General features: G+C 54.9%; 14 protein-coding genes. 12 read left to right on the top strand and 2 right to left on the bottom strand.

Annotated features, from left to right (window positions below; all coding sequences use genetic code 11):
• The first annotated feature begins 185 nt into the window (after positions 1–185).
• The 11 genes from ABD931_RS01930 to ABD931_RS01980 all read left to right on the top strand — a co-directional run bounded on the left by ABD931_RS01930 (position 186) and on the right by ABD931_RS01980 (position 16,593).
• Entirely contained in the window at positions 186–1,226 is a 1,041-nt protein-coding gene (locus tag ABD931_RS01930) for a LacI family DNA-binding transcriptional regulator (protein WP_345263387.1), read from the top strand.
• A gap of 125 nt (positions 1,227–1,351) precedes the next feature.
• A complete protein-coding gene (locus ABD931_RS01935) occupies positions 1,352–2,596 on the top strand; it encodes a mandelate racemase/muconate lactonizing enzyme family protein (RefSeq protein ID WP_345263391.1) in 1,245 nt (414 codons plus the stop codon).
• A 71-nt stretch (positions 2,597–2,667) separates the two neighbouring features.
• Entirely contained in the window at positions 2,668–5,802 is a 3,135-nt protein-coding gene (locus ABD931_RS01940; protein ID WP_345263393.1) for a SusC/RagA family TonB-linked outer membrane protein, read from the top strand.
• Between the two features lie 98 nt (positions 5,803–5,900).
• Positions 5,901–7,442, top strand: a complete 1,542-nt coding sequence (locus ABD931_RS01945; protein ID WP_345263395.1) for a SusD/RagB family nutrient-binding outer membrane lipoprotein — start codon at positions 5,901–5,903, stop codon at positions 7,440–7,442.
• Positions 7,443–7,498: 56 nt separating this feature from the next.
• Positions 7,499–8,851 carry an enolase C-terminal domain-like protein gene (locus ABD931_RS01950; protein ID WP_345263397.1) on the top strand — a complete coding sequence of 451 codons (1,353 nt, stop codon included), beginning with the start codon at positions 7,499–7,501 and terminating at the stop codon, positions 8,849–8,851.
• A gap of 115 nt (positions 8,852–8,966) precedes the next feature.
• Positions 8,967–10,148, top strand: coding sequence for a galactonate dehydratase (dgoD, locus tag ABD931_RS01955; protein WP_370469306.1), 1,182 nt, complete (start codon positions 8,967–8,969; stop codon positions 10,146–10,148).
• 9 nt (positions 10,149–10,157) lie between these two features.
• On the top strand, positions 10,158–12,383 hold the full coding sequence (locus ABD931_RS01960) for an outer membrane protein assembly factor BamB family protein (RefSeq protein ID WP_345263401.1): 2,226 nt from the start codon (positions 10,158–10,160) through the stop codon (positions 12,381–12,383).
• A gap of 48 nt (positions 12,384–12,431) precedes the next feature.
• The gene (locus ABD931_RS01965) at positions 12,432–13,448 is read left to right on the top strand and encodes a 2-dehydro-3-deoxygalactonokinase (protein ID WP_345263403.1); all 1,017 of its coding nucleotides are present in this window, start codon (positions 12,432–12,434) and stop codon (positions 13,446–13,448) included.
• Positions 13,445–14,095, top strand: coding sequence for a bifunctional 4-hydroxy-2-oxoglutarate aldolase/2-dehydro-3-deoxy-phosphogluconate aldolase (locus tag ABD931_RS01970; protein WP_345263405.1), 651 nt, complete (start codon positions 13,445–13,447; stop codon positions 14,093–14,095). The genes ABD931_RS01965 and ABD931_RS01970 overlap by 4 nt, the downstream gene beginning before the upstream one ends.
• Positions 14,096–14,121: 26 nt before the next feature.
• Positions 14,122–15,432: an MFS transporter gene (locus ABD931_RS01975; RefSeq protein ID WP_345263407.1), complete on the top strand. Its 1,311-nt coding sequence runs from the start codon at positions 14,122–14,124 to the stop codon at positions 15,430–15,432.
• Between the two features lie 72 nt (positions 15,433–15,504).
• Positions 15,505–16,593, top strand: coding sequence for a hypothetical protein (locus tag ABD931_RS01980; protein ID WP_345263409.1), 1,089 nt, complete (start codon positions 15,505–15,507; stop codon positions 16,591–16,593).
• A gap of 82 nt (positions 16,594–16,675) precedes the next feature.
• Here ABD931_RS01980 and ABD931_RS01985 read toward each other — a convergent pair whose 3' ends face one another.
• Positions 16,676–16,819, bottom strand: a complete 144-nt coding sequence (locus ABD931_RS01985; protein WP_345264454.1) for a DUF433 domain-containing protein — start codon at positions 16,817–16,819, stop codon at positions 16,676–16,678.
• Positions 16,820–17,014: 195 nt separating this feature from the next.
• Between ABD931_RS01985 and ABD931_RS01990 the strand changes: the two genes are divergently transcribed.
• Positions 17,015–18,904, top strand: coding sequence for an SWIM zinc finger family protein (locus ABD931_RS01990; RefSeq protein WP_345263411.1), 1,890 nt, complete (start codon positions 17,015–17,017; stop codon positions 18,902–18,904).
• A 55-nt stretch (positions 18,905–18,959) separates the two neighbouring features.
• Here the strand turns inward: ABD931_RS01990 and clpB are convergent, their stop codons facing one another.
• Positions 18,960–21,572: an ATP-dependent chaperone ClpB gene (gene clpB, locus ABD931_RS01995; RefSeq protein ID WP_345263413.1), complete on the bottom strand. Its 2,613-nt coding sequence runs from the start codon at positions 21,570–21,572 to the stop codon at positions 18,960–18,962.
• Between the last annotated feature and the right edge of the window lie 178 nt (positions 21,573–21,750).

The following is a 21,750-nucleotide window of genomic DNA, read 5'->3' on the forward strand; positions in this document are numbered from 1 at the left end:
CTCTTCGGCTGGCTCTATGATACTTCCTTACATCTTATTCGGATTTACCAAACATCTGCGCAGGCTTACTCATTAATCAATGAATAAAAATAAATTTTCTTGGATATTTGTTATTTAATCGATTAAGCTTACTTTTGACTCGTGACAAGAGCCGGGGTGTGAGGGGCTGCTAACCGTAACTGAGCATGGGTAAGAAAAATCTGTCTCTAAAGGACATTGCCGAGAAAGCGCAGGTGTCGACGGCCCTAGTCTCGTACGTCCTGAACGGCCGGGAAAAAGAAACCCGTGTGGGACAGGAGATTGCCGAAAAAATCCGGCAGATTGCCAAAGAGCTGAATTACCAGCCTAACTACCTGGCCAAGAGCTTACGCAGCGGAAAAACCTTTACGATCGGCTTAATTATTGCAGATATATCGAACCCCTTTTTTGCCAACATTGCCCGCATTGTTGAGGATGAAGCAAAAAAGAGCGGCTATACGGTCATCATCGGCAGCTCCGACGAGAATGCGGGCAAGTCGCGGGATCTGATCGATGTATTCATCAACCGACAGGTCGACGGTTTTATCATTGTCTCGTCCGAGGACACCGAAGATCAGGTGCAGAACCTGCTCGATAAAAATATACCGTTTGTGCTGCTGGACCGGCATTTTCCGGCATTACCCACGGATTTTGTGTCCCTGAACAACTATAAAGCGGCCTACGAGGCCGGCAATCACCTGATTGAGGGGGGGTATACCAATGTTGGCTTTATCGGGTATAAATCCCGGCTTTTTCACATGAAAGAGCGTATCCGGGGGTATCAGGAGGCCCTGCATAAACACCGGATCACGGCACCGCCGGCATGGCTGCTGGAGGTCGAATTCAATACCCTGGAAGAAATCAGGACGGGCATCGATAAAATGCTGGACGCCCGCCACCGGGTAAACGCCCTGATCTTTGCCACGTACCGCCTGGCCATCAGTGGCCTAAAGTACATCAATGAACTGGGGCTGAGGGTGCCCGATGATCTGGCAATCGTCAGCTTTGGGCAGGCCGAAGCCTTTGATCTTTATTATTGTCCGATTACCTACATCCATCAGCCGATGGATGATCTGGGCAAGACGGCGGTCGAGATCCTGGTGAGAAAGCTGCAAAAGCCTGAGCTTATCCGGACACAGGTCCTGATGGAAGCCCGAATTGTGGCCAGAGATTCATCGAGGTCAAGAATAACAGACGTTAGAAGTTAGACATTAGACATATACTGATGTTGGGAATTCTAACGTCCAATGTCTAATATCCATCGTCCAGAAAAGTATATGTTTTGCCGAATCGCTTAATCGATTAAGTCACCTGAACCTTTACCTTTTCGTGTATGCAACGTAGACGTTTTCTGCAATCGGCGGTGCTCGGTGCCGGTGCGGCTTTGGCCGGCTTTCCGGTTCCGGAGGCACAGGCTGCTCCGCCCAAACTGAAGATTACCAAAATCCGGTACTATAGCGCTCCCGGCTACAACAAACCTTTATTTAACCAGGCGCGGGGCATTGTCGAAATTGAAACCGACGGCGGCATCATCGGCATCGGTGAGGGCGGCTCCAAAGACATGATCGAGCAGTGTGCCCAGATGATGATCGGTGAAAACCCCTTCCGCATCGAGCATATCTGGCAAAATATTTACCGGGGTATGTTCTACCCGCCCGGTCGGGAGAAACTGCACGCGCTGGGGGCCCTGGAAATGGCACTTTGGGACATTAAAGGCAAAGCCCTGGATGTGCCCGTCTACGAACTGCTGGGCGGTGCCACCCGCGATTATGTGGAGTGCTACGCTACCGGCTTCCGGGCTTCCAAGGCCAAAACCGAAGAGGAGCGGGCCAGAGATTGCATCGAGGCCGGTCTGCGGGCGTACCGCATCGGCCCAACCGGCGGCAACGGTGAGCAACCGTTTGACTTCTACGACAACGCGAAGAAAACCATCGACCTCTGCAAGCGGATCGATGCGGCCGTAGGGGGCGGAGGCAAATGGGCCCTCGACCTGCACACCCGGTTTGATACCACCGAAGGAATCAAGATTTGCAAGGCGCTGGAGAACCTGGAGCCTTACTTTGTCGAGGATATTGTGCGCTCCGAGAACCCGGACGTCTATAAGACCGTCAGGCAAATGACTACCGTGCCTATTGCCGTTGGCGAGCAGTTCGGCGACCGCTGGGACAGTAACAATTTCATTGAGCAGCACCTGATCGATTACACCCGCTTTACGCTCCCCAATACCGGCGGCATCTCGGAGTTTAAGAAGCTGGCGTCTATGTGTGAGACGCATTACGTCGGGATGATCCCGCACTTTACCGGTCCGCTGGCCACCGCCACGCTGGTGCATGTGCTGGGTTCCAGCAGCCCCATGCGCTGCCTGATGGAGCTGGGGGGAGGGGAGCCCGAGCGCCCGCCCTACTTCAACGAAGATTTTATCAACTTCAAAAACGGCAAGCTGTACCTGAACCCCGCACCCGGTTTAGGGGTGAAGTTCGACCCGAAGAAAGCCACGTTTGTCATGGAGGTAACTGAAAACACGAAGTTTCCCCACCCGATCCTGAAAAGTCCCGACGGCTCTATCCACAACTGGTAAGGCCACCGGCGCTTTTGAGGTTTTCCTGCATTACCCTTTTACCTTCTTTTACAGTTAATCAACCCCTTATCATGAGAAAAAATCTATGGTTTGCAGCGTTTCTGCTGCTGCTTGGGCAAACGGTTGCGTTTGCGCAGGGCGGCAGAGTAACCGGTAAAGTGACCGGTGCCGATAACCAGGGGCTTCCTGGCGTAAATGTCGTTATTAACGGTAGCGCGGTCGGTACCGTTACCGATGCATCGGGTAACTACGCCATCAACGTGCCGGCGAATGCGTCGCTGGTGTTTTCGTACATCAGTTACGTGACACAGACGGTTCCGGTAAACGGCCGCTCGGTCATCAACGTGCAACTGGCCGAAGATACCAAAAGCCTGAACGAGGTGGTGGTAACGGCCCTCGGTATCGAGAAAGAAGCTAAAACGCTGGGCTATGCTACCGCCACGGTCAACGCCGACCAGATTTCGACCAACCGGACGCCGAACTTCATGAGTGGCTTGCAGGGCAAAATGGCCGGCGTAAACATTACCACCATGGGAACCGGCCCCGCCGGAACTGCCAAAATCCGGATTCGCGGTCAGTCGTCGTTCAGTGGTCAGAACAACCCGCTGATCGTGGTGAACGGGGTACCCATCGACAATTCCAATTACGCGCTGGGCGGTGATTTTGGTTCGCGGGCGGCCAACAGTTCCGATGGTGGGGATGGCCTGAGCAGTATCAACCCCGACGATATCGAAACCATGACCGTACTGAAAGGAGCTACGGCGGCCGCCCTCTACGGCTCACGGGCCAAAGACGGCGTAGTGATGATCACCACCAAGAACAAAGGATCGGGCAAAGGCTTCGGGGTTACCTACAACGCCAACTTCACTACTGATACGCCACTCGATTTCACCGATTTTCAGTACGAATACGGACAGGGCGAAGGCGGCAAGCGGCCAACCACGCCCAACCCGACCTCGGGTGTCTGGAGTTTCGGTGAAAAGTTTGAGCCGGGCATGACGCAAATCCTGTTTGCCAACCAAACCTGGCCGTATGAGCCGGTGTACAACCGCGTCCGGAAGTTCTACCGCGTAGGTACCAACTTCACTAATACCGTAACGGTATCGAACAACGGGCAGAACGGCGGTTTCAGCCTGTCGCTGGGCAACACCGACAATAAGGGTATTATGCAGAACAATACCTTTAACCGCAAGGTGATCAACCTGGGCTTTACGCAGAATATAACCAGCAAACTAACGGCTTCCGGCAACATTAACTATTCCAAAGAAAACAACGTAAACCCGCCCCAGTTGAACACCCAGGACTTCTCAGTGTCGACGGTGATATTCACGCTGGCGAACTCTATGCCCCTGGAGGCCCTGGAGCAGAACCAGACCCTGCCCAACGGCGATGAGTTTGTGTTCTCGCGCTTCCTGGTACGGAACAACCCGTACTATTCCATGAACAAGCACTTTGAGCATATCAACCGGGACCGGCTGTTTGGTAATATTGCCCTGAAGTACCAGTTTACCGACTGGCTGTATCTACAGGGCCGCATCGCTCAGGATTACTATGTGCGGAATCAGGACTACAACATTCCGAACGGTTACGCACCTATTCCGCGCGCCCCGGTCGGCTACGTAAACGGTTCCTATACCCAGGATGTACGGCAAAATCTGGAGCGTAACCTCGACTTTATTCTGGGGGCAAACAAGACCTTCGGAACGATTGGGCTGGATGTCACCCTCGGCGGTAACGCCCGTTACGCCCGCAACGATTACAACAGCGTGACGGTGCAGGATTTTGTGCAGCCCAATCTGTACACGGTAGCGAACGGCCGGATCAAAAACCCGATCTATGCGCTGTCGGAGAAGAAGATCAACTCCCTGTTCGGCGCGGCTACAATCTCCTATAAGGATTTCCTCTATTTAAACATGACAGCCCGCAACGACTGGTTCTCCACCCTGGCCGAGAACAACCGCAGCATTCTGTATCCGTCGGTAACAGGTAGCTTCATCTTCTCGCAGGCATTTGAGAACATGCCTACATGGCTCTCATTCGGCAAACTGCGGGCGGCCTACGCACAGGTAGGTTCGGATAACGTAGAGCCTTATTCCAACGCGCTGTATTTCCAGGTAGACAATAACCCGTTCCCGAATCCTTCAGGCCAACTGGTGCCGCTGGGGGGGATAAATGCGTCGGTTGTTCCGAACAAAAACCTCCGGCCGCTCCGCATCCAGGAAGCTGAGGTGGGCCTGGAACTAAAACTGTTTGCCAACCTAATCGGCCTTGACCTGACCTATTACCACAAAACAACGGATGACCAAATCCTGCGGGCACAGATTTCCGATGCCTCGTCGTACACCAGCAAGCTGATCAACGTAGGCCGGAGTCAGAACCAGGGGATTGAGATGGCGCTTAACTTCTCGCCGATCAATACCGGTGGTTTCCGCTGGGATGTCAACGCCAACGTGTCCTACAATACCTCGAAGGTGCTGCGGCTGGGTCTGTCGCCGAACGACACTATGATTACCGTCAGCTCCGGGGGCGGTCGTAACCTGCATCAGGTGGTGGGTAAGGAGATCGGTCAGTTGTACACGTTTACCTATCTGCGCGATGCCCAGGGCCGGCAGGTGTTCGATGCCAACAGCGGTATGCCGCTGCGTAACAATGTGCTGCAAAATGTAGGCAACGCGCTGCCCAGATACTTCGGCGGTATCACCAATACCTTCACCTACAAAGGCATTCAACTATCGGCACTGATCGACTTCAAGCTGGGTCACAAGATGATTGCCGGCCGCAATATCAACTACATGCGCCACGGTTTGTCGAAGCGAACACTGCCCGGCCGGGCCGAGGGGTTTGTGATTGGCAACGGAGTGAATCCGAACGGCGAGATCAACAAGACCAAAGCCGCCGTCCAGCCCTTCTACGAGTCCATCAATCCGCTGGGTATCAACGAAGATTTTGTGTTCAACGCCGGGTTCTGGAAGCTGCGGCAGGTAGCGCTGGGCTATGACTTTACCCGGCTGCTGCCCGAGCGCCTGTTCATCAAAGGGTTGCGCCTGAACGCTGTGGCCAACAACGTACTGGTGCTGAAGAAGTGGACGGAGAACATGGACCCTGAAGAAGCACTCAACTCGTCGGACAATGCCGTGGGTCTGGATTTCTGGCCCGGTCTGCCGCCCACCCGCAGCGTAGGCTTTAACCTCAACGTCAGGTTTTAAATTGGTTTGAGGTTTGAGGTTTGACGTTGGCTGACGCCTATAATGGCACCGGCCGCCCGGTTCAAGCTACAAACTACAGACTACAAACTCTAAAAGACATGAAAAAGAAACTAAACTATACCCTCGCCCTGCTGTTTTCGCTGAGCGTCTTCTCCGGCTGTGATCAGGGCTTTACCGATGTCAATACCAACAAGGTCGACCCTACCTCGCTGGCACCGTCGCTGGTGCTGAACAAGGCGATTGTCAGTACGACGTACCTCGACGGCTTTGGTACGCTGGGGATGCTAACCTACCATTTCGGCATTGTGCAGCAGATCATTACGCCCTATGGCAGCTCGCTGTCGGGTGCCAATTACGACCAGGTAAACAACAGTAACACCCCGCTGGTCTGGACTAATTTCTACCGTAACGTAGTGAAGCAACTGATTGCCGTAATTGACCAGACCAAGAGCGATCCGCTGCAGGTGAATACCTACAATGCCGCCCGCATCTGGAAAGCATACACGTTCATGATCCTGACCGATACCTACGGCGATATTCCGTATTTTGAAGCCGGTCAGGGATATACCAACGAGATTATCTCACCCAAGTATGATACGCAGCAGGCGATCTACAAGGATATTCTGAAAGAACTGGAAGAGGCCACGGCTGCGATGAAAACAACGGAGCCCCCGGTTACCACCGACATTCTGTACGGGGGCGACGTAACCAAGTGGAAGCGGCTGGGTTACTCCTTTATGCTACGGGCGGCCATGCGGATGACTAAAGTAGACCCGACTACCGCCGAAAGCTACGTGAAAAAAGCGGTTGCAGGGGGCGTGTTTCAGTCCAATGCCGATAACTCAGTGATCCGGCACACGGCCATTTACAATAACTACATTGCCAACCACCTGGCCGCCCGCGAAAAGACGAACTTCTACCTCGCGGCTCCGTTTGTCAATTACCTGAAAGACAATAACGACCCCCGGTTGCCGATCTTCGCCGTACGGTACGTCGGGGCCAAAGGGGGACAGGAGCAGACGGCCTCGCGGGCGTCGTCGGATCCCAAAGTACAGATCGGTATGCCGATGGGGTATAATGATGTATCAATTACGACGGTATTGCAACAGAACGGCGTGGCCAGTCTGTGGGACTTCTCGCAGGTGAACCTGAACACGGTGCTGAAACTGGACTCACCAGAGTTCCACATCACCTACTCGCAGGTGCAGTTGCTGCTGGCTGAAGCCGCCCTGCGCGGCTGGGTAAGCGGTACGGCGGCCGAGTATTTTACCCGAGGGGTACGCGCTAACCTGGAACAGATGGCTCAATACGGTTCAACGATCCCGGAAGCCGCGATCAAAACTTACCTGGATGCCAACCCGTTGAGCGAGACCCGTGAGAAGGCACTGGAGCAGATTAACACCCAATACTGGGTGTCGGCGTTCCTCGACGGCAACGAAGCGTTTGCCAACTTCCGGCGCAGCGGCTACCCGGCCCTCAAGAAGAACCCATACCCCGGTTCGGAGGTGAAGGGGAACTTCATCCGTCGCCTGCCGTACCCGGATAGTGAGATCGTGGTGAACTCCGCCAACATGAACGAAGCCATTAAGCGGCAGGGGCCAAATAACCTCGATACCCGCGTGTGGTGGGATAAGCAATGAGCATATTGTTGAATTGACTATATTAACCTCCTGAACCCTTACTTTTTTATTACATCATGCATAAACTGGATCAAAGCCGCCGGGAAACGCTCAAAATGCTGGGCCTGGGCTCGTCGGCAGGCCTGCTGGGCCTGTTTGGGGGTGCCTCCCGCGCCGAAGCCCGCGAACAGCCCAAACCCGGTTACGCCAACGGGATGCCTACCGTGAAGATCAAAAGTGTCAAAGCCATTGCCACAGCTCCCCAGGGATCTAACCTGATCGTTGTTAAAGTAGAGACCACCGAGCCGGGACTGTACGGACTCGGTTGTGCTACCTTTACGCAGCGGGCCGTCGCCGTGGTAACGGCTATTAACTCCTACCTGCCTGATCTGGTCGTTGGTAAGGATGTAGACAATATCGAGGACATCTGGCAGTCGGTGTATGTCAGTTCCTACTGGCGAAACGGACCGGTGCTCAATAACGCCCTGAGTGGTCTGGATCAGGCCCTGTGGGACATCAAAGGAAAACGGGCCAAAATGCCGGTGTACCAACTACTCGGCGGTAAAGTCCGCTTTGCCATTCCGTGCTACACCCACGCCAGCGGCCGGACGCCCGAAGAGGTAGCCGACAGCGCCCAGAGTATTATGGACCGGGGCTTTAAATATGTGCGCATTCAGCAGGGCGGCTACGGTGGGGTAGGCAGCATTAATCAGCAGCCGGATTATAAAGCGGCCGGCTTTGGGGGAGAAACCGACAACTACATGAACGAGCGACAGTACCTGAAAGCTGTGCCTAAGATGTTTGACGTCGTGCGGAAACGCTGCGGAGAAGAGGTTGAACTGCTGCACGACATTCATGAGCGGGTGCAGCCAATGGATGCCATCAACCTCATTAAACAGGTAGAGCAATACCAGCCGTTCTTTATCGAAGACCCGTTCTCGCCCGAGAACATGAAATGGTTTGCCCAACTGCGCCAGTCTACCACCGTGCCCATTGCTATGGGTGAGTTGTTCAACAACATCAACGAGTTTAAGGAGCCGATGATTAATCAGTGGTTCGATTACATCCGGATTCACGTTTCGCAGATTGGGGGTATAACTCCGGCCATGAAAGTAGCGCGGCTGGGCGAGTGGTTTAACGTACGCACCGCCTGGCACGGACCCGGCGACGTGTCGCCGGTGGGGCATGCCGCCCATGCCCACATCGACCTGGCTGTCTGGAACTTTGGTATCCAGGAGGCCGTCAGCTTCTCAGATAAGATGAAGGAAGTATTCTCCGGCTGCCCGACCATGAACAAAGGGTATATGTCGGTGAATGAGGTGCCGGGGCTGGGCGTCGACATTAATGAGAAAGAAGCCGCCAAGTACCCAATTTCCACCAAGTCGAACTGGCAGGTGCGCAAGATGGACGGAACGATTATCCGGCCGTGATGCTTTACCCCCAACCCCCTGAAGGGGGTTGGGGGTGATACTACACCCCTAAACCCCCACAACCGTGAAAAACAACAAATTCTCCCGCCGTTCCGCCATCCAGTCGGTGCTGGGAATGGCCGGAACGGGGCTGTTGCTGCCCCAATCCTCGTATGCATCCAATCCCGGTCCGTTCCGGGATTACAGCAACGTGAAAATCACGAAGCTGGAAACCTTTCTGGTCAAGCCCCGCTGGATCTTCCTGAAAATTCATACCGATGTTGGGGTGGTGGGCCTGGGCGAGCCCCTGCTCGAAGGCCGGGCGCTGACGATCCAGACCGCCATCAAGGAGGTGGAACCGTATCTGATCGGCAAAGATCCCCGGCAGGTCGTGCATCACTGGCAGGCTATTTACCGTCACGCTTTTTACCGGGGTGGCCCCATTCTGACCAGTGCGCTGAGTGGTATCGACCATGCCTTATGGGACATTAAAGGCAAACTGCTGAATGTGCCGGTGTATGAACTCTTCGGCGGACCCACGCGGGACCGGGTGCGGGTCTACGGCCGGGCCAGCAACGCAGAAGACATGAAAAAACGCAAGGCGGAGGGTTTTACGGTGATCAAAACGGGCGTGGCCAAAAAGAACCCGTCGGATTTTGTGGAGAACCCGAAGTTCATCAAATACGCCATTGATAACTTTGCCTCGCTGCGGGAAGCCGGGGGCGACGATATGGACATTGCCATCGATTTCCACGGCGCTATTCCCCCGCAAACGTCTAAACTCCTCATCAAAGAACTGGAGCCCTACAAACCCATGTTTGTGGAGGAGCCGGTGCAGGCGCAGAATGTAGACGTCCTGGTGGATATTGCGCGGGGCACGCACCTGCCCATTGCCACCGGCGAGCGTATCTTTACCAAATGGGGTTTTCGCGAGATTCTGGAAAAACGGGCGGCCAGCATCATTCAGCCGGATCTCTGCCATGCAGGCGGTATCACCGAAGGGCGCATCATTGCGGGTATGGCCGAGGCTTATTACGTTCCCGTAGCTCCGCACAACCCCATGGGGCCGATCTCGCTGGCCGTTGGGCTGCACCTGGCCGCCAGCGTGCCGAACTTCCTGGTGCAGGAGCAGGTGACGCTGGGCGAGGGCTATCTGAAACAACCCTTTAAATTGCAGAAAGATGGAACCGTGCTGATTCCGCGAGGTCCCGGCCTGGGCATCGAACTGGATGAAGCGCAGATGAAAGATAAAATTGGACACGACTGGAAAAATCCGGAGAGCTACAACGCCCTGGATGGCTCGGTCGTCGATTGGTAATCGCTATTTATGAAATCAACTGTACAGCCTTTCCTGCTGGCGCTGCTGGTGGCAGGAAGTTGCGTACCCACCGGTCCGGCCCGGAACACCACGACTCAACAGCTCCAGAAAGAAGACTGGCCCGTTTACGGCGGTAATAATGCGGGGAATCGGTACTCGTCCCTGACGCAGATTAACACCCAAAATGTAACGAATCTGCAACTGGCCTGGAGCTTCGATACCGGCGAGAACAATGTGCCGGGTGAACGCGGTATGGATATCCAGTGCCAGCCCATTGTGGTACACGGGGTGCTGTATGGCACTACGCCCAAAATGAAGCTCTTTGCCGTGGATGCCGCTACCGGCCGGCAACTCTGGCGGTTCGACCCATTTGCCAACCCGGACAAAAGACCCCGCTATCATCCGGTGCGCGGAGTGATGTATTGGGAAGACGGGGCCGACAAACGTATCCTTTACTCGGCAGGCGCTTCCCTCTACGCCATCCATGCGGCAACCGGTGAACTGGTGCAAAGCTTTGGCCAAAACGGTGAAGTTGATTTACACGAAGGCTTGGGCGACAAAGCAACACTGGGCCATGAGGTGACAAGTTTCTCGATCCGGTCTACGACACCGGGAGTCATTTACAAAGACTACGTCATTATGGGCTCCAGCGTCTCGGAAGGGGGCGACGCCCTGCCGGGTCACATCCGGGCGTTCAATGTGCGTACGGGCAAACTGGCCTGGGTGTTTCGGACGATTCCGCTGCCGGGGGAATACGGCTACGATACCTGGTCGGCAGACTCCTACCGGAAACTGGGCGGAGCCAACTGCTGGGCGGGGATGGTGCTCGATGAAAAACGGGGTGTCGTCTATCTGGGCACGGGCTCGCCTTCGGTCGATTTTTACGGCGGTGCGCGTAAAGGCCAGAATCTGTTTGCCAATTGCGTGATTGCGCTGAATGCCGAAACCGGTAAGCGTATCTGGCACTTTCAGACGGTACACCACGATCTGTGGGACCGCGACCTGCCTTGTCCGCCCAACCTGATCACTGTTACGCACAACGGTCGCCGGATCGAGGCCGTAGCGCAGGCAACCAAAGACGGCTACGTATTTGTGTTCGACCGCGATACCGGTAAACCCCTGTTTCCGGTGGAGGAAGTGCCGGTACCTACCTCGCCGGCGCTGCCGGGGGAGCATCCCTGGCCTACGCAGCCCGTACCGGCTAAACCGGCTCCGTTTGCTGTGCAGGAGATCACCGAAGCGACCATTACCGACCGGACACCCGAAGCAAGGGCCTATGTGCTGGAGCGCTTCCGCAACAGCCGGCAGGGCGGAAAATATGTGCTACCGAGCGAGGAAGGTTCGCTGATCTCGTTCATGGGTGGGGGTGCCGAGTGGGGTGGCACCGCAGCCGACCCTGACGGTGTCCTGTACGTAAACGCGAACAACATGCTCTGGTGGCTGAAGATGCGACCGAGCCAGGACCCTGCTAAAGGGGTAGCCATGACGCGTGGTGCCACGCTGTTCAATACCAATTGTGCGGCATGCCACGCCATTAAAACTACCCCTGGGGAGAAAAATAATGCGGCTCAGGCCTATCCCAATCTGGCAGACGTAGGGAAGCGCTTATCGCGTGAGCAGATTCAAACGCTGTTGGTCACGGGTCGGGGCCGGATGCCGGCTTTCCAGCATATCAGCAAAGAAGACCGCGACGCCATTATCGGCTTTCTGCTGAATACCGACGCGAAACCGGTGGCGGCTGCCTCCAATGACGTTCATCAGGCAGGTCCGGTCTCCGCCGATCCCGAAAACAATGAATTCCCGTATGTGCCGCCCTACCTGAACAACGGGAATACGCAATTTCGTGACCAGGAGAACTACCCGGCGGTGAAAGCACCCTATGGGACGCTGAACGCCATTGACCTGAACACCGGCGAATACCGCTGGCAGGTGCCACTGGGTGAATATCCGGAACTTACAAAGAAAGGTGTTTCGCCGACCGGTACCGAAAACCATGGCGGGCCGGTGGTTACGGCTGGGGGGCTGTTGTTCATTGCCGCCACCTACGACGAACACCTGCGGGCGTTTGACCGGAAAACCGGCACGGTGTTATGGCAGTATAAGCTGCCGGCCGGTGGGTTTGCGACGCCAATCACCTATATGGTCAACGGAAAACAGTATGTGGTAATTGCCGCCGGGGGTACGCGGTACGGGCTGAAGCCCGGGGGTACATATGTGGCGTTTGCCTTGCCGTAAAGGAAGTGAGCACGCCGGTTTTATTTATGAGGAGACCGACTTAATTTGATGGAAAATTACCTGCTGTGCTGTGATTGGGGAACGTCGTTTTTTCGATTGCAATTAGTTCACATTGCCGATTATACCATTCTGGATCAGGAAGTATCGCCGGACGGGATAGCGGCTACCTACAACGCCTGGAAGCTGGATGCAGCCGGTGAAGCGGTGCCGAGGTCGCAGTTCTTTCGGCGGCAGCTTCACGCCCAAATCACCCGCCTGGCCGGCAGGATCGGCATGTCGCTGGACCATGTTCCCGTGGTTATTTCCGGCATGGCGTCATCCTCCATCGGCATGGAAGATGTTCCCTATGCCACCCTGCCGTTTGCCCTGAACGGCAGCCGGGCCAGTGTCTGCTATTTCGATAGTCAGGTGGAATTTCCGCATGATGTGTACCTGGTTTCAGGGGTTCGGAGCGGGGAAGATGTCATGCGGGGCGAAGAAACCCAGCTGATCGGTGTGACTCCCCTGCTGGGCACCGTCGACAGGAAGCTGGACGACGCCATTTTTATCTGCCCCGGCACGCATTCCAAGCATATGTACGTCAGCCAGAGGCAACTGGTCGATTTTCATACCTACATGACCGGAGAGGTGTTCAATCTGCTGGCCACGCACAGCATTCTGAAAAACTCGGTAGAGGTCGAGCACCTGACCGCATCACTGGCCATTGATCCGGAAGCGTTTAAACTGGGTGTCAGAGAAGCCGACGCCTGCGCCATCCTCAACCGGCTGTTTACCATCCGGACCAATCAGCTTTTCGGAAAGCTGAGTAGCCAGGAAAACGCGCTGTACCTGAGTGGACTGCTGATCGGCACGGAATTGAAGCCCCTCCGGAAGCCGGAAAAACAGGAACTGGTGCTATGCTGCGGCAGTAGGTTGTCCCCGTTCTATACCCTCGCTATCGAGGAGCTGGGACTGGCGGAGCGTACCACTATTCTTTCGCCGGAACTGGTCGACAAAGCGGCCATTGTCGGGCAGGTAATGCTGTTTCAGAATCACCAAAAGCCCGAGAAGGAGGTGGTAAAATGAGCCAACACCCACACTTTTCGGACTTGTTTTCCCGGATGCCCATCATCGGTATCATCCGCAATCTGGCACCGGACGATGTGGCAGCGATTTTGCCGGTCTACCGCGATGCCGGGCTGACGACCGTGGAGATCACCATGAATACCGCCGGTGCTGAAGAGATCATCCGGTATGCCCGGTCCACCTTTGCCGGTGACCTGAATATCGGAGCCGGAACGGTATGCACGAAAAAGGACCTGGAACGGGCGCTGGATGCCGGTGCCCAGTTTATCGTAACGCCCATTCTGGAGAAGGCGGTCATTAAAGCCTGCCTGAAGCAGGAGATCCCTGTCTTCCCCGGCGCGTTGACCCCCACTGAAATTTATAAGGCCTGGTCGCTGGGTGCTGCCATGGTCAAGGTGTATCCGGTCGCCGTTATGGGACCGGGCTACATCAAAGACCTGAAAGCACCCCTTAATCAGATTAAGCTATTGCCAACGGGTGGCATTAGCCTACAGAATATGACGGCCTTTATGAAGGCCGGTGCCGACGGGCTCGGCATCGGCGGTGAGCTCTTCGACAAACAGCTTATTAAAGAAAAAAACTGGCCGGCCCTAAAAGCCCATTTCCAAATGTTTGTAGCCGAGCTGCTCACCCCAACAAACCAATGAACCACTCAACTAATCAACCAAACTCCATGCCTTCTCCCAAGACCGGAAACTACAGGTGGCTCATTGTCGTCCTGCTATTCACGGCTACCACCATCAACTACCTCGACCGGCAGATCATCGGCTTGCTGAAACCCATTCTGGAGGTGGAGTTTACCTGGACCGAAACCGATTTTGCCCGGATCGTCATTGCCTTTACGGCTGCCTATGCCGTGGGTCTGCTGGCGTTCGGCTGGTTTGTCGATAAGGTAGGCACCAAACTGGGGTACGCCATTACGGTTGTTTTCTGGAGCATTGCCGGGATGTTGCACGCCCTGGCCCGGAGCGCGTTTGGGTTTGGGATAGCCCGCATTGGTCTGGGATTGGGCGAAGCGGGTAACTATCCCGCTGCGGTGAAGACAGTAGCCGAGTGGTTTCCGCAAAAAGAGCGGGCACTGGCTACAGGCCTGTTCAACGCCGGTACCAGTGTGGGGGTGGTGGTGGCCCTGCTGCTGGTGCCCTGGATTCTGAGCCAATACGGCTGGCAGGAGGTATTCTGGATAACGGGTTCGCTGGGCTTTGTCTGGCTTATTTTCTGGTGGCTGCTCTATGATGTTCCCGCCCGGCAGAAACGGCTGAGCGCCGAAGAATATACGTATATCGCCAGTGGACAGGAAACTGATTCGGAGGATAAGCCGAAGGTGAGCTGGATTAAGCTGTTTACCCTGCCGCAAACCTGGGCTATTATCACCGGCAAAGGGCTAATCGACCCGATTTACTGGTTCTTTCTGTTTTGGCTGCCCTCTTATTTTTCGTCCACCTTCAACCTGGATCTCAAGAAGTTCAGCCTGGAGCTGGCCATCATCTACACGGCAACGACCGTCGGCAGTATCGGTGGCGGTTATTTGTCGTCGCGGCTCATTAAGCGGGGATGGCCCACGTTGAAAGCCCGGAAGTCGGTGCTGCTGGTGTTTGCCGTGGTGGAGCTTTCCGTGATTTCGCTCCAGTTTGTGACGGATGTATGGGTAGCGGTGGGCCTGATTAGTTTGGCCGTAGCCGTGCATCAGGCCTGGGCAACCAATGTCTTTACGCTGGGCTCAGACTTGTTTCCTAAAGAAGCGGTTAGCTCCGCCGTGGGCATCGGCGGTATGGCCGGCGCGGTAGGGGGGATGCTGTTCCCGATGCTGGTCGGCTCCCTGCTGGACAGCTATAAGGCCGTCGGGAACCTGACAGGCGGCTATAATGTGCTGTTTACCCTCTGCGGTTGCACCTACCTGGTGGCCTGGACCATCATTCACCTACTCACCCGCAAGCGCGACCGGCAGCCGACAACGCCCCGGATGAACCCGCAGGCTGCGTAAGAAGTTTTTACCTGATAGGTAACATAGAGCAAGTGGTTTACGTTAGGCAGAAAGAAACATGCCAAATTTCTCTTGCTGCATTCCTTCCGCTTCCTGGTAAAAACGCTGTTGTTGGTGGCTGTTGGTGCCTGCCTGAGCTACGGGCAAGTCGCTTCCCCCAAAGCCGATGTCAAACTGCTCAAGGCTGTTCCCGACCGCCTGAAGGTAGAACCGGCACTACTGACTGCCACCGACCTGTCGCGGATCAGCGACGATGAGCTGTTTTCCCGCTACCGCAAAACGGTGGTGATGGAGGGGCGGATCAACAACTTTATGGATCAGCCAACCGGGGATAAAGCGGTCCGGCGTTACCTGGTGGGGCAGAAACATGAACTGTCGAAACAGGCGATTCGCATAGGAGAGGAGTTGGCGCGTCGGAATGAGCAGAAGGTAAACGCTAAATGGTCGCACAACCGGGCGTTCTGGGCGCATGAGGTGCAGCGGATGAAACAGTTCTTTCTCGCCAATGTGGAGACTCGCCAGAAAACCGGCAAAAATCTGACCTGCGTGAATACATTCCGGCGCGGGGTCTCCTTTCTGTACGACCGCTCCGGTGATGTTCGGAAATCCAGGAATCCCCTGGTGCGGTACGGCTTGTCGGTGCCGCCGGACAACAGCATTGAGGCTCTGATGGCCAGGGCGCAGGTTTGCGGTATGGCAAGTCCGGCGCGGGTGGTGCAGTGCATCAGCCCCTGGGGCCGGAAAATTGAGGAAGGTAACTGGGACAAGCCCGTGAAGCTAAACGAGAACGTCTGGGATGTCCTGATGGGCATGGTCAACGATGACCCCCGGTACAGCGTCTTCTGCCTGAGCCTCGCCGATGGTTACCACGTGGCCACTTTAACGGTCGATAACCGCGACCGCAGCAATCCCAGACTCTACTGGGCCGACCAGACCAACAACCACAACGACGGCTGGGAGGAGTATCAGAAGAAGGACAGCGGCCACCCGACCAAATACAGCAAAAACTCCGTGCGGGGCCTGAATGAATACATTCTCTACGCCATTCAGGAGTTCTGGAAGCGCGACGACCCCCACAACCGCCCCACGCCCATTATCCGCATCTGGCGGCTGTACAACAATCCCTCGCGGAGCCATTTGTATACGGAATTGAAGGGGTAGAGATACTATCGAATAGAATTAGTTATTTGGCAACGCGAGCTTTTCACTTTCGGTTAGCGGCCTAAAGGAGGCAGGCTCGAATTTACACTTCGGTTAGTTCAGGAAAGTCTTCATTGATTTCCGGGATATTCATTCCCAATCCTAACCAGCCTAATACATCACACACACTGATTCGGGTGCCGGTAATACAAGGACGGCCGAAACGGATTTCAGGGTCAATGGATATATATTACTGGTAGTTCATAAACAGCAAGTATTATCTGCTCTCATTCAGCACTTCTACAACAAACGTTTGCATAGCGGTTAAGTTTCATTAAAATAACCCGATAATAGACAATGCGCAAAAAAGGCGCAGCCCGGCTTCTGAATGGTTACGGTTAATTTTGGTTATTTTACCAAAAAATTCCGCCACTCATTCCCTATGCCCCTTTCTCTCGCTAACTTCGATCAGCAACTGGCCGCTGCGCTGCTCAAAAAAGGTCAGGATTATTACAAGAAAGGAGCCGTTCGGGAACTGGAGCAGAATGACAAAGGTGTCTGGCAGGCGTTCGTCGACGGTACTGAATCCTACGAAGTAGAGGTTGAATTGAACGGCCAGACCATTACGGCTCACCGCTGCGACTGCCCGGTGGCCGATCCTGTTTGCAAGCATCAGGTGGCGGTGTTTTACGCGTTACGGGGCGAAGGTAGCAGTAGCGAAACCACCAGTGAAGCTCCGAAGAAGCGCGGCCGAAAGCCGACCAAGTCCCATACGCTAGCGGCTGAAAAAGCGCCCAAAAAGCCGAAAGATCCGTTTGAAGAAATCCTCAGCAAGCTCACCGATGCCGAGTTGCGGGAGTTTATTAGGCAGTATGCCCGGAAGAACAAGGACATAAAGGCGAACCTGACGCTCCGGTTTGCTGACCGGCTGGAGGGAACCGGTAAAGCGTATTACCAGAAACTACTCAAAGAAGCTGCCCGGATGCATAGCGACCGGCACGGCTTTATCGATTACCGGAATGCCCGCCAGTATGCCCGGCACGTAGATGCTCTGCTGGAGCGGGCTACCACCCTGCTCGGCGACCAGAATTACACAGGCGTGTATGAGATTGCGCAGGCTGTGCTGGAGGAAGTCGCGAAAGCGATCGGGCAGATGGACGATTCAGACGGCGGGGCCGGTGGGGCTTTGGAGCAGGCATTAATGCTTATCGAGCAGGTATACCGCCAGAGCGATTCGCAGGAACTGAAAAACCTGGTGTTCGACTACCTGATGAAGGAGTCGCAGGAGGATCGGTATGAAGGGCCTGGCTTTGGCGATGTGATACTCGACCGCCTGGCGGTACTTTGTGAGTACCCGGATCAGGAGGCAGCGTATGAACAGTTACTGAACAGTCTGCTGGCTAAGGCTCGAGTAAAACCGGAGTCGACGGCGCGTGGCATTCGGTTTTTCTATCCACCAACATCGTCGTTGTCGGACGAGTGGAACTGGAGTGAGCAAAAGCTGCTTCAGCGTAAAATCAAACTCTATCTGCACCGGGGCCGGACGGCCGAGGCCCGGCAGTTGCTGGAAAGCAACATCCATCTGCGTTCTTTTCGGGAGCAACTGCTGGACGAACTCATCAAAGAAAAAGAGTTTGCGCGAGCCAAAGCAATCGTCAACGAAAAACTAACGCCCGAACCGCACCCGGCGACCAAAGGAAAAGCTAACCGAAATCCCGGCATGAGCGAATGGGAGCGGCTTCGCCAGCAATCGCAGTGGTACGGCTGGCTGCTCAAAATTGCCGTGGCTGAACAGGATACGGCGGCTATCCGCGAATACGCGCTGTGGCTGTTCCGGGAGTCGGGCTACGCGCAGCTGGAGTATTACCGGCAATTTAAAAACTCGCACGCGGTAGCGGAGCGGGCCAGCGTGGCCGCCGACCTGATTTCCGAGTGCGAACAGAACAAAAACCCGGTCAAAGCCCCGTTTGCCGGATTGGGAACGGCCATATTCCCGCATAGCCTGGCCAGATTGTATGTGGAGGAGCAGCAATGGGAGAAGCTGATGGTATTGGTGGAGAAACAGGGCGGCTTGCAGGAAGTACTGGAGTTTGAAAAAATTCTGAAAAAGCACTTTCCCGAGCGGCTTCTTCAGGTGTACTCCAAAAAAGTAGACCGTTTCGCCGAAATCAATGTCGACGCCGGCTCGTACCAGCTCATTGCGGAGGTGCTGCAACAAATGACCCAACTGCCCGGCGGTGACGAACTGGTAGCGGAAAGGCTCACCGATTACCGGGCCCGCTACGCCCGGCGTAAGCGCATGATGGAGGAACTGGCTAAGGTGAAGGTGTAGACGCAAAAAAAGGCCCAGCCAGGCGGCCGGACCTTTTAAGTATCTATCCACACCATTAGAGTTCCAATTGCTGATCGCCTACGTTTTCGAAGACAATCTCGCCGTTGGTATCTAATTCCATCAAAACGACGGAATCTTTTTTGACCGTTCCGGCCAAAATTTCTTTAGACAAGGCGTTCAGAATACGCCGTTGCATGACTCGTTTCAGCGGACGGGCACCAAACTGCGGGTCGAATCCTTCGTCGCCCAGCTTTTCGAGTACCTCGTCGGTGGCATCCAGCGAAATACCGTTTTCGGCCAGTCGCTTCTGGATATGCCGGAACTGGATGTTTACGATCTGCCGGATGTTTTCTTTCGACAGCGGTTCGAACATCACAATCTCATCGACCCGGTTCAGAAACTCCGGCCGGACGGTTTGCTTCAGCAGCTCCATCACGGCATTTTTGGCTTCCTCCACAACCAGGTGGTGATTCCAGCCCTCGTCTTCGGCAAACTTCTCCTGAATCAGATGACCGCCGATGTTGGAGGTCATGATGATCAGGGTATTTTTGAAATTTGCTACCCGGCCTTTGTTGTCGGTCAGACGCCCTTCGTCCAGTACCTGCAGCAGGATATTCCAGACATCGGGGTGGGCTTTTTCAATTTCGTCGAGTAGAATGACTGAGTACGGTTTTCGGCGCACGGCTTCGGTCAACTGACCACCTTCGTCGTAGCCGATATAACCCGGAGGGGCACCAATCAGGCGGCTGACGGCGTGGCGCTCCTGATATTCCGACATATCGATACGAACCATCGCATTTTCGTCGTTAAACAGGTATTCGGCCAGCGTCCGGGCGACCTCCGTTTTACCAACCCCGGTGGTACCGAGGAAGATAAACGAACCAATCGGGCGCTTCGGGTCCTGCATACCGGCACGGCTCCGGCGGACGGCATCGGCCACCGCCTGAATAGCCTCTTCCTGCCCGGCAACGCGCTTGCTCAGCTCCTGCTCCAAATGTAGTAATTTTTCCCGTTCACTTTGCAACATCTTTGATACAGGAATTCCGGTCCATTTGGCAACAACTTCTGCAATATCTTCGGCGGTTACCTCTTCCTGCAAAAGATTATGGCTGTCGCCGTCTCTTTTGGTGAGATCATCCAGCCGTTTCTGGGCTTCCGGAATGCGGCCGTAGCGGATCTCTGCGACCTTGCCGTAATCACCGGACCGCTCGGCCTGTTCGGCTTCCAGGCGCAGATGATCCAGCTGCTCTTTCAGCGTTCGGATTTCGTTCACCGACTGCTTTTCAACTTCCCAGCGAGCCTTCAGGCTGTTGCGCTGCTCGTTCAGATCGGCGAGCTGCTTATTCAGCACGGTTTCTTTTTCCTTATCGTTTTCGCGCCGGATGGCTTCCCGCTCGATTTCGAGCTGCATGATACGCCGGTTCAGTTCGTCCAGTTCTTCGGGAACCGAGTCAATTTCCAGCCGCATTTTGGCGGCCGCTTCGTCTATCAGGTCAATGGCCTTGTCAGGCAGGAACCGGTCGCTGATGTAACGGTTCGACAGCTCGACGGCGGCAATCACGGCATCGTCTTTGATCCGAACACCGTGGTGTAACTCGTAACGATCCTTGATACCGCGCAGGATAGAGATGGCGTCCGGCACATCCGGCTCGTCGACCATCACGGCCTGAAACCGGCGCTCCAGCGCTTTATCTTTCTCAATGTATTTCTGATATTCCTTCAGGGTGGTGGCACCAATGGCGTGCAATTCGCCACGTGCCAGCGCCGGTTTCAGCAGGTTGGCGGCATCCATGGCGCCTTCGCCACCGCCGGCACCTGCACCGATCAGGGTGTGAATTTCGTCGATGAAGAGGATAATTTCGCCGCCGGAGTCAGTCACTTCTTTGATCACCGCCTTCAGTCGCTCCTCAAATTCACCTTTGTATTTGGCCCCGGCCACCAGCAAACCCATATCAAGCGACACAATGGTCTTCGACTTCAGGTTTTCGGGCACGTCGCCCTGCACAATGCGCTGGGCCAGTCCTTCCACAATGGCCGTTTTACCGACGCCCGGCTCACCGAGCAGAATCGGGTTGTTTTTGGTCCGGCGGCTCAGGATTTGCAGTACCCGCCGTATTTCTTCGTCGCGGCCGATAACCGGGTCAATTTTCCCGGCCTGGGCCATGTCATTCAGGTTCTTGCTGTACCGTTCCAGCGACCGGTACTTCGCTTCTGCATTCTGGTCCTTCACCGATTCGTTTCCTCGTAATTCTTTTATTGCCGCTTTTAATCCTTTCTCCGTAAAGCCGGTATCCTTCATCAGGATGGCTACGTTATCTTTTCCCGCCAGCAGCCCGAGCAACATCATCTCAACGCTGACGAATTCATCCCCAAATTCTTTCAGGTAGCTGGTTGCTTTTTGCAGCGCAGCCGCCAGATCATTGCCCAGATACGGCTGTCCTCCCGATACTTTGGGGTAGCCGTTTACAATGCTGTCCAACCGGCTGGTCAGCAGATTCCGGTTGACGTTCAGTTTCTTAATCAGGAAGTTGGCCGTATTCGGGTCTTCGTCCAGAATAGCCTTCAGCACGTGACCGGTTTCAACGACCTGCTGGCTGTTACCCTGGGCAATCATACTTGCCTGCTGAATCACCTCCTGCGCTTTAATGGTGTAGTTATTGAAGTTCATGGGGTAAGTTCTTCGTTTATTTCCGTTCCTAATTCAGGTTGCTAGTGTTCTCCCATAATAGTAACAAACTACGCACCAAAGGGTTGTTCAGGTCATTTTGGCTGAATGTTAGGTAGTTTTGCTTAAAATAAGTGACAGAAAGGCATAAAAAAGAGCCGAATATTCCCGGCTCCTTCTC

The sequence above is a fragment of the Nibrella viscosa genome (genome assembly GCF_039541875.1).
Classification (GTDB): Bacteria; Bacteroidota; Bacteroidia; order Cytophagales; family Spirosomataceae; genus Nibrella; species Nibrella viscosa.

What these genes read in the sequence shown, in the direction of transcription:
- ABD931_RS01930 (WP_345263387.1), top strand. Translation starts at nt 186, where the DNA reads ATGGGTAAGAAAAATCTGTCTCTAAAGGACATTGCCGAGAAAGCGCAG.
- ABD931_RS01935 (WP_345263391.1), top strand. Translation starts at nt 1,352, where the DNA reads ATGCAACGTAGACGTTTTCTGCAATCGGCGGTGCTCGGTGCCGGTGCG.
- dgoD (WP_370469306.1), top strand. Translation starts at nt 8,967, where the DNA reads ATGGCCGGAACGGGGCTGTTGCTGCCCCAATCCTCGTATGCATCCAAT.
- ABD931_RS01965 (WP_345263403.1), top strand. Translation starts at nt 12,432, where the DNA reads ATGGAAAATTACCTGCTGTGCTGTGATTGGGGAACGTCGTTTTTTCGA.
- ABD931_RS01975 (WP_345263407.1), top strand. Translation starts at nt 14,122, where the DNA reads ATGCCTTCTCCCAAGACCGGAAACTACAGGTGGCTCATTGTCGTCCTG.
- ABD931_RS01945 (WP_345263395.1), top strand. Translation starts at nt 5,901, where the DNA reads ATGAAAAAGAAACTAAACTATACCCTCGCCCTGCTGTTTTCGCTGAGC.
- ABD931_RS01940 (WP_345263393.1), top strand. Translation starts at nt 2,668, where the DNA reads ATGAGAAAAAATCTATGGTTTGCAGCGTTTCTGCTGCTGCTTGGGCAA.
- ABD931_RS01990 (WP_345263411.1), top strand. Translation starts at nt 17,015, where the DNA reads ATGCCCCTTTCTCTCGCTAACTTCGATCAGCAACTGGCCGCTGCGCTG.
- ABD931_RS01970 (WP_345263405.1), top strand. Translation starts at nt 13,445, where the DNA reads ATGAGCCAACACCCACACTTTTCGGACTTGTTTTCCCGGATGCCCATC.
- ABD931_RS01950 (WP_345263397.1), top strand. Translation starts at nt 7,499, where the DNA reads ATGCATAAACTGGATCAAAGCCGCCGGGAAACGCTCAAAATGCTGGGC.
- ABD931_RS01960 (WP_345263401.1), top strand. Translation starts at nt 10,158, where the DNA reads ATGAAATCAACTGTACAGCCTTTCCTGCTGGCGCTGCTGGTGGCAGGA.
- clpB (WP_345263413.1), bottom strand. Translation starts at nt 21,572, where the DNA reads ATGAACTTCAATAACTACACCATTAAAGCGCAGGAGGTGATTCAGCAG.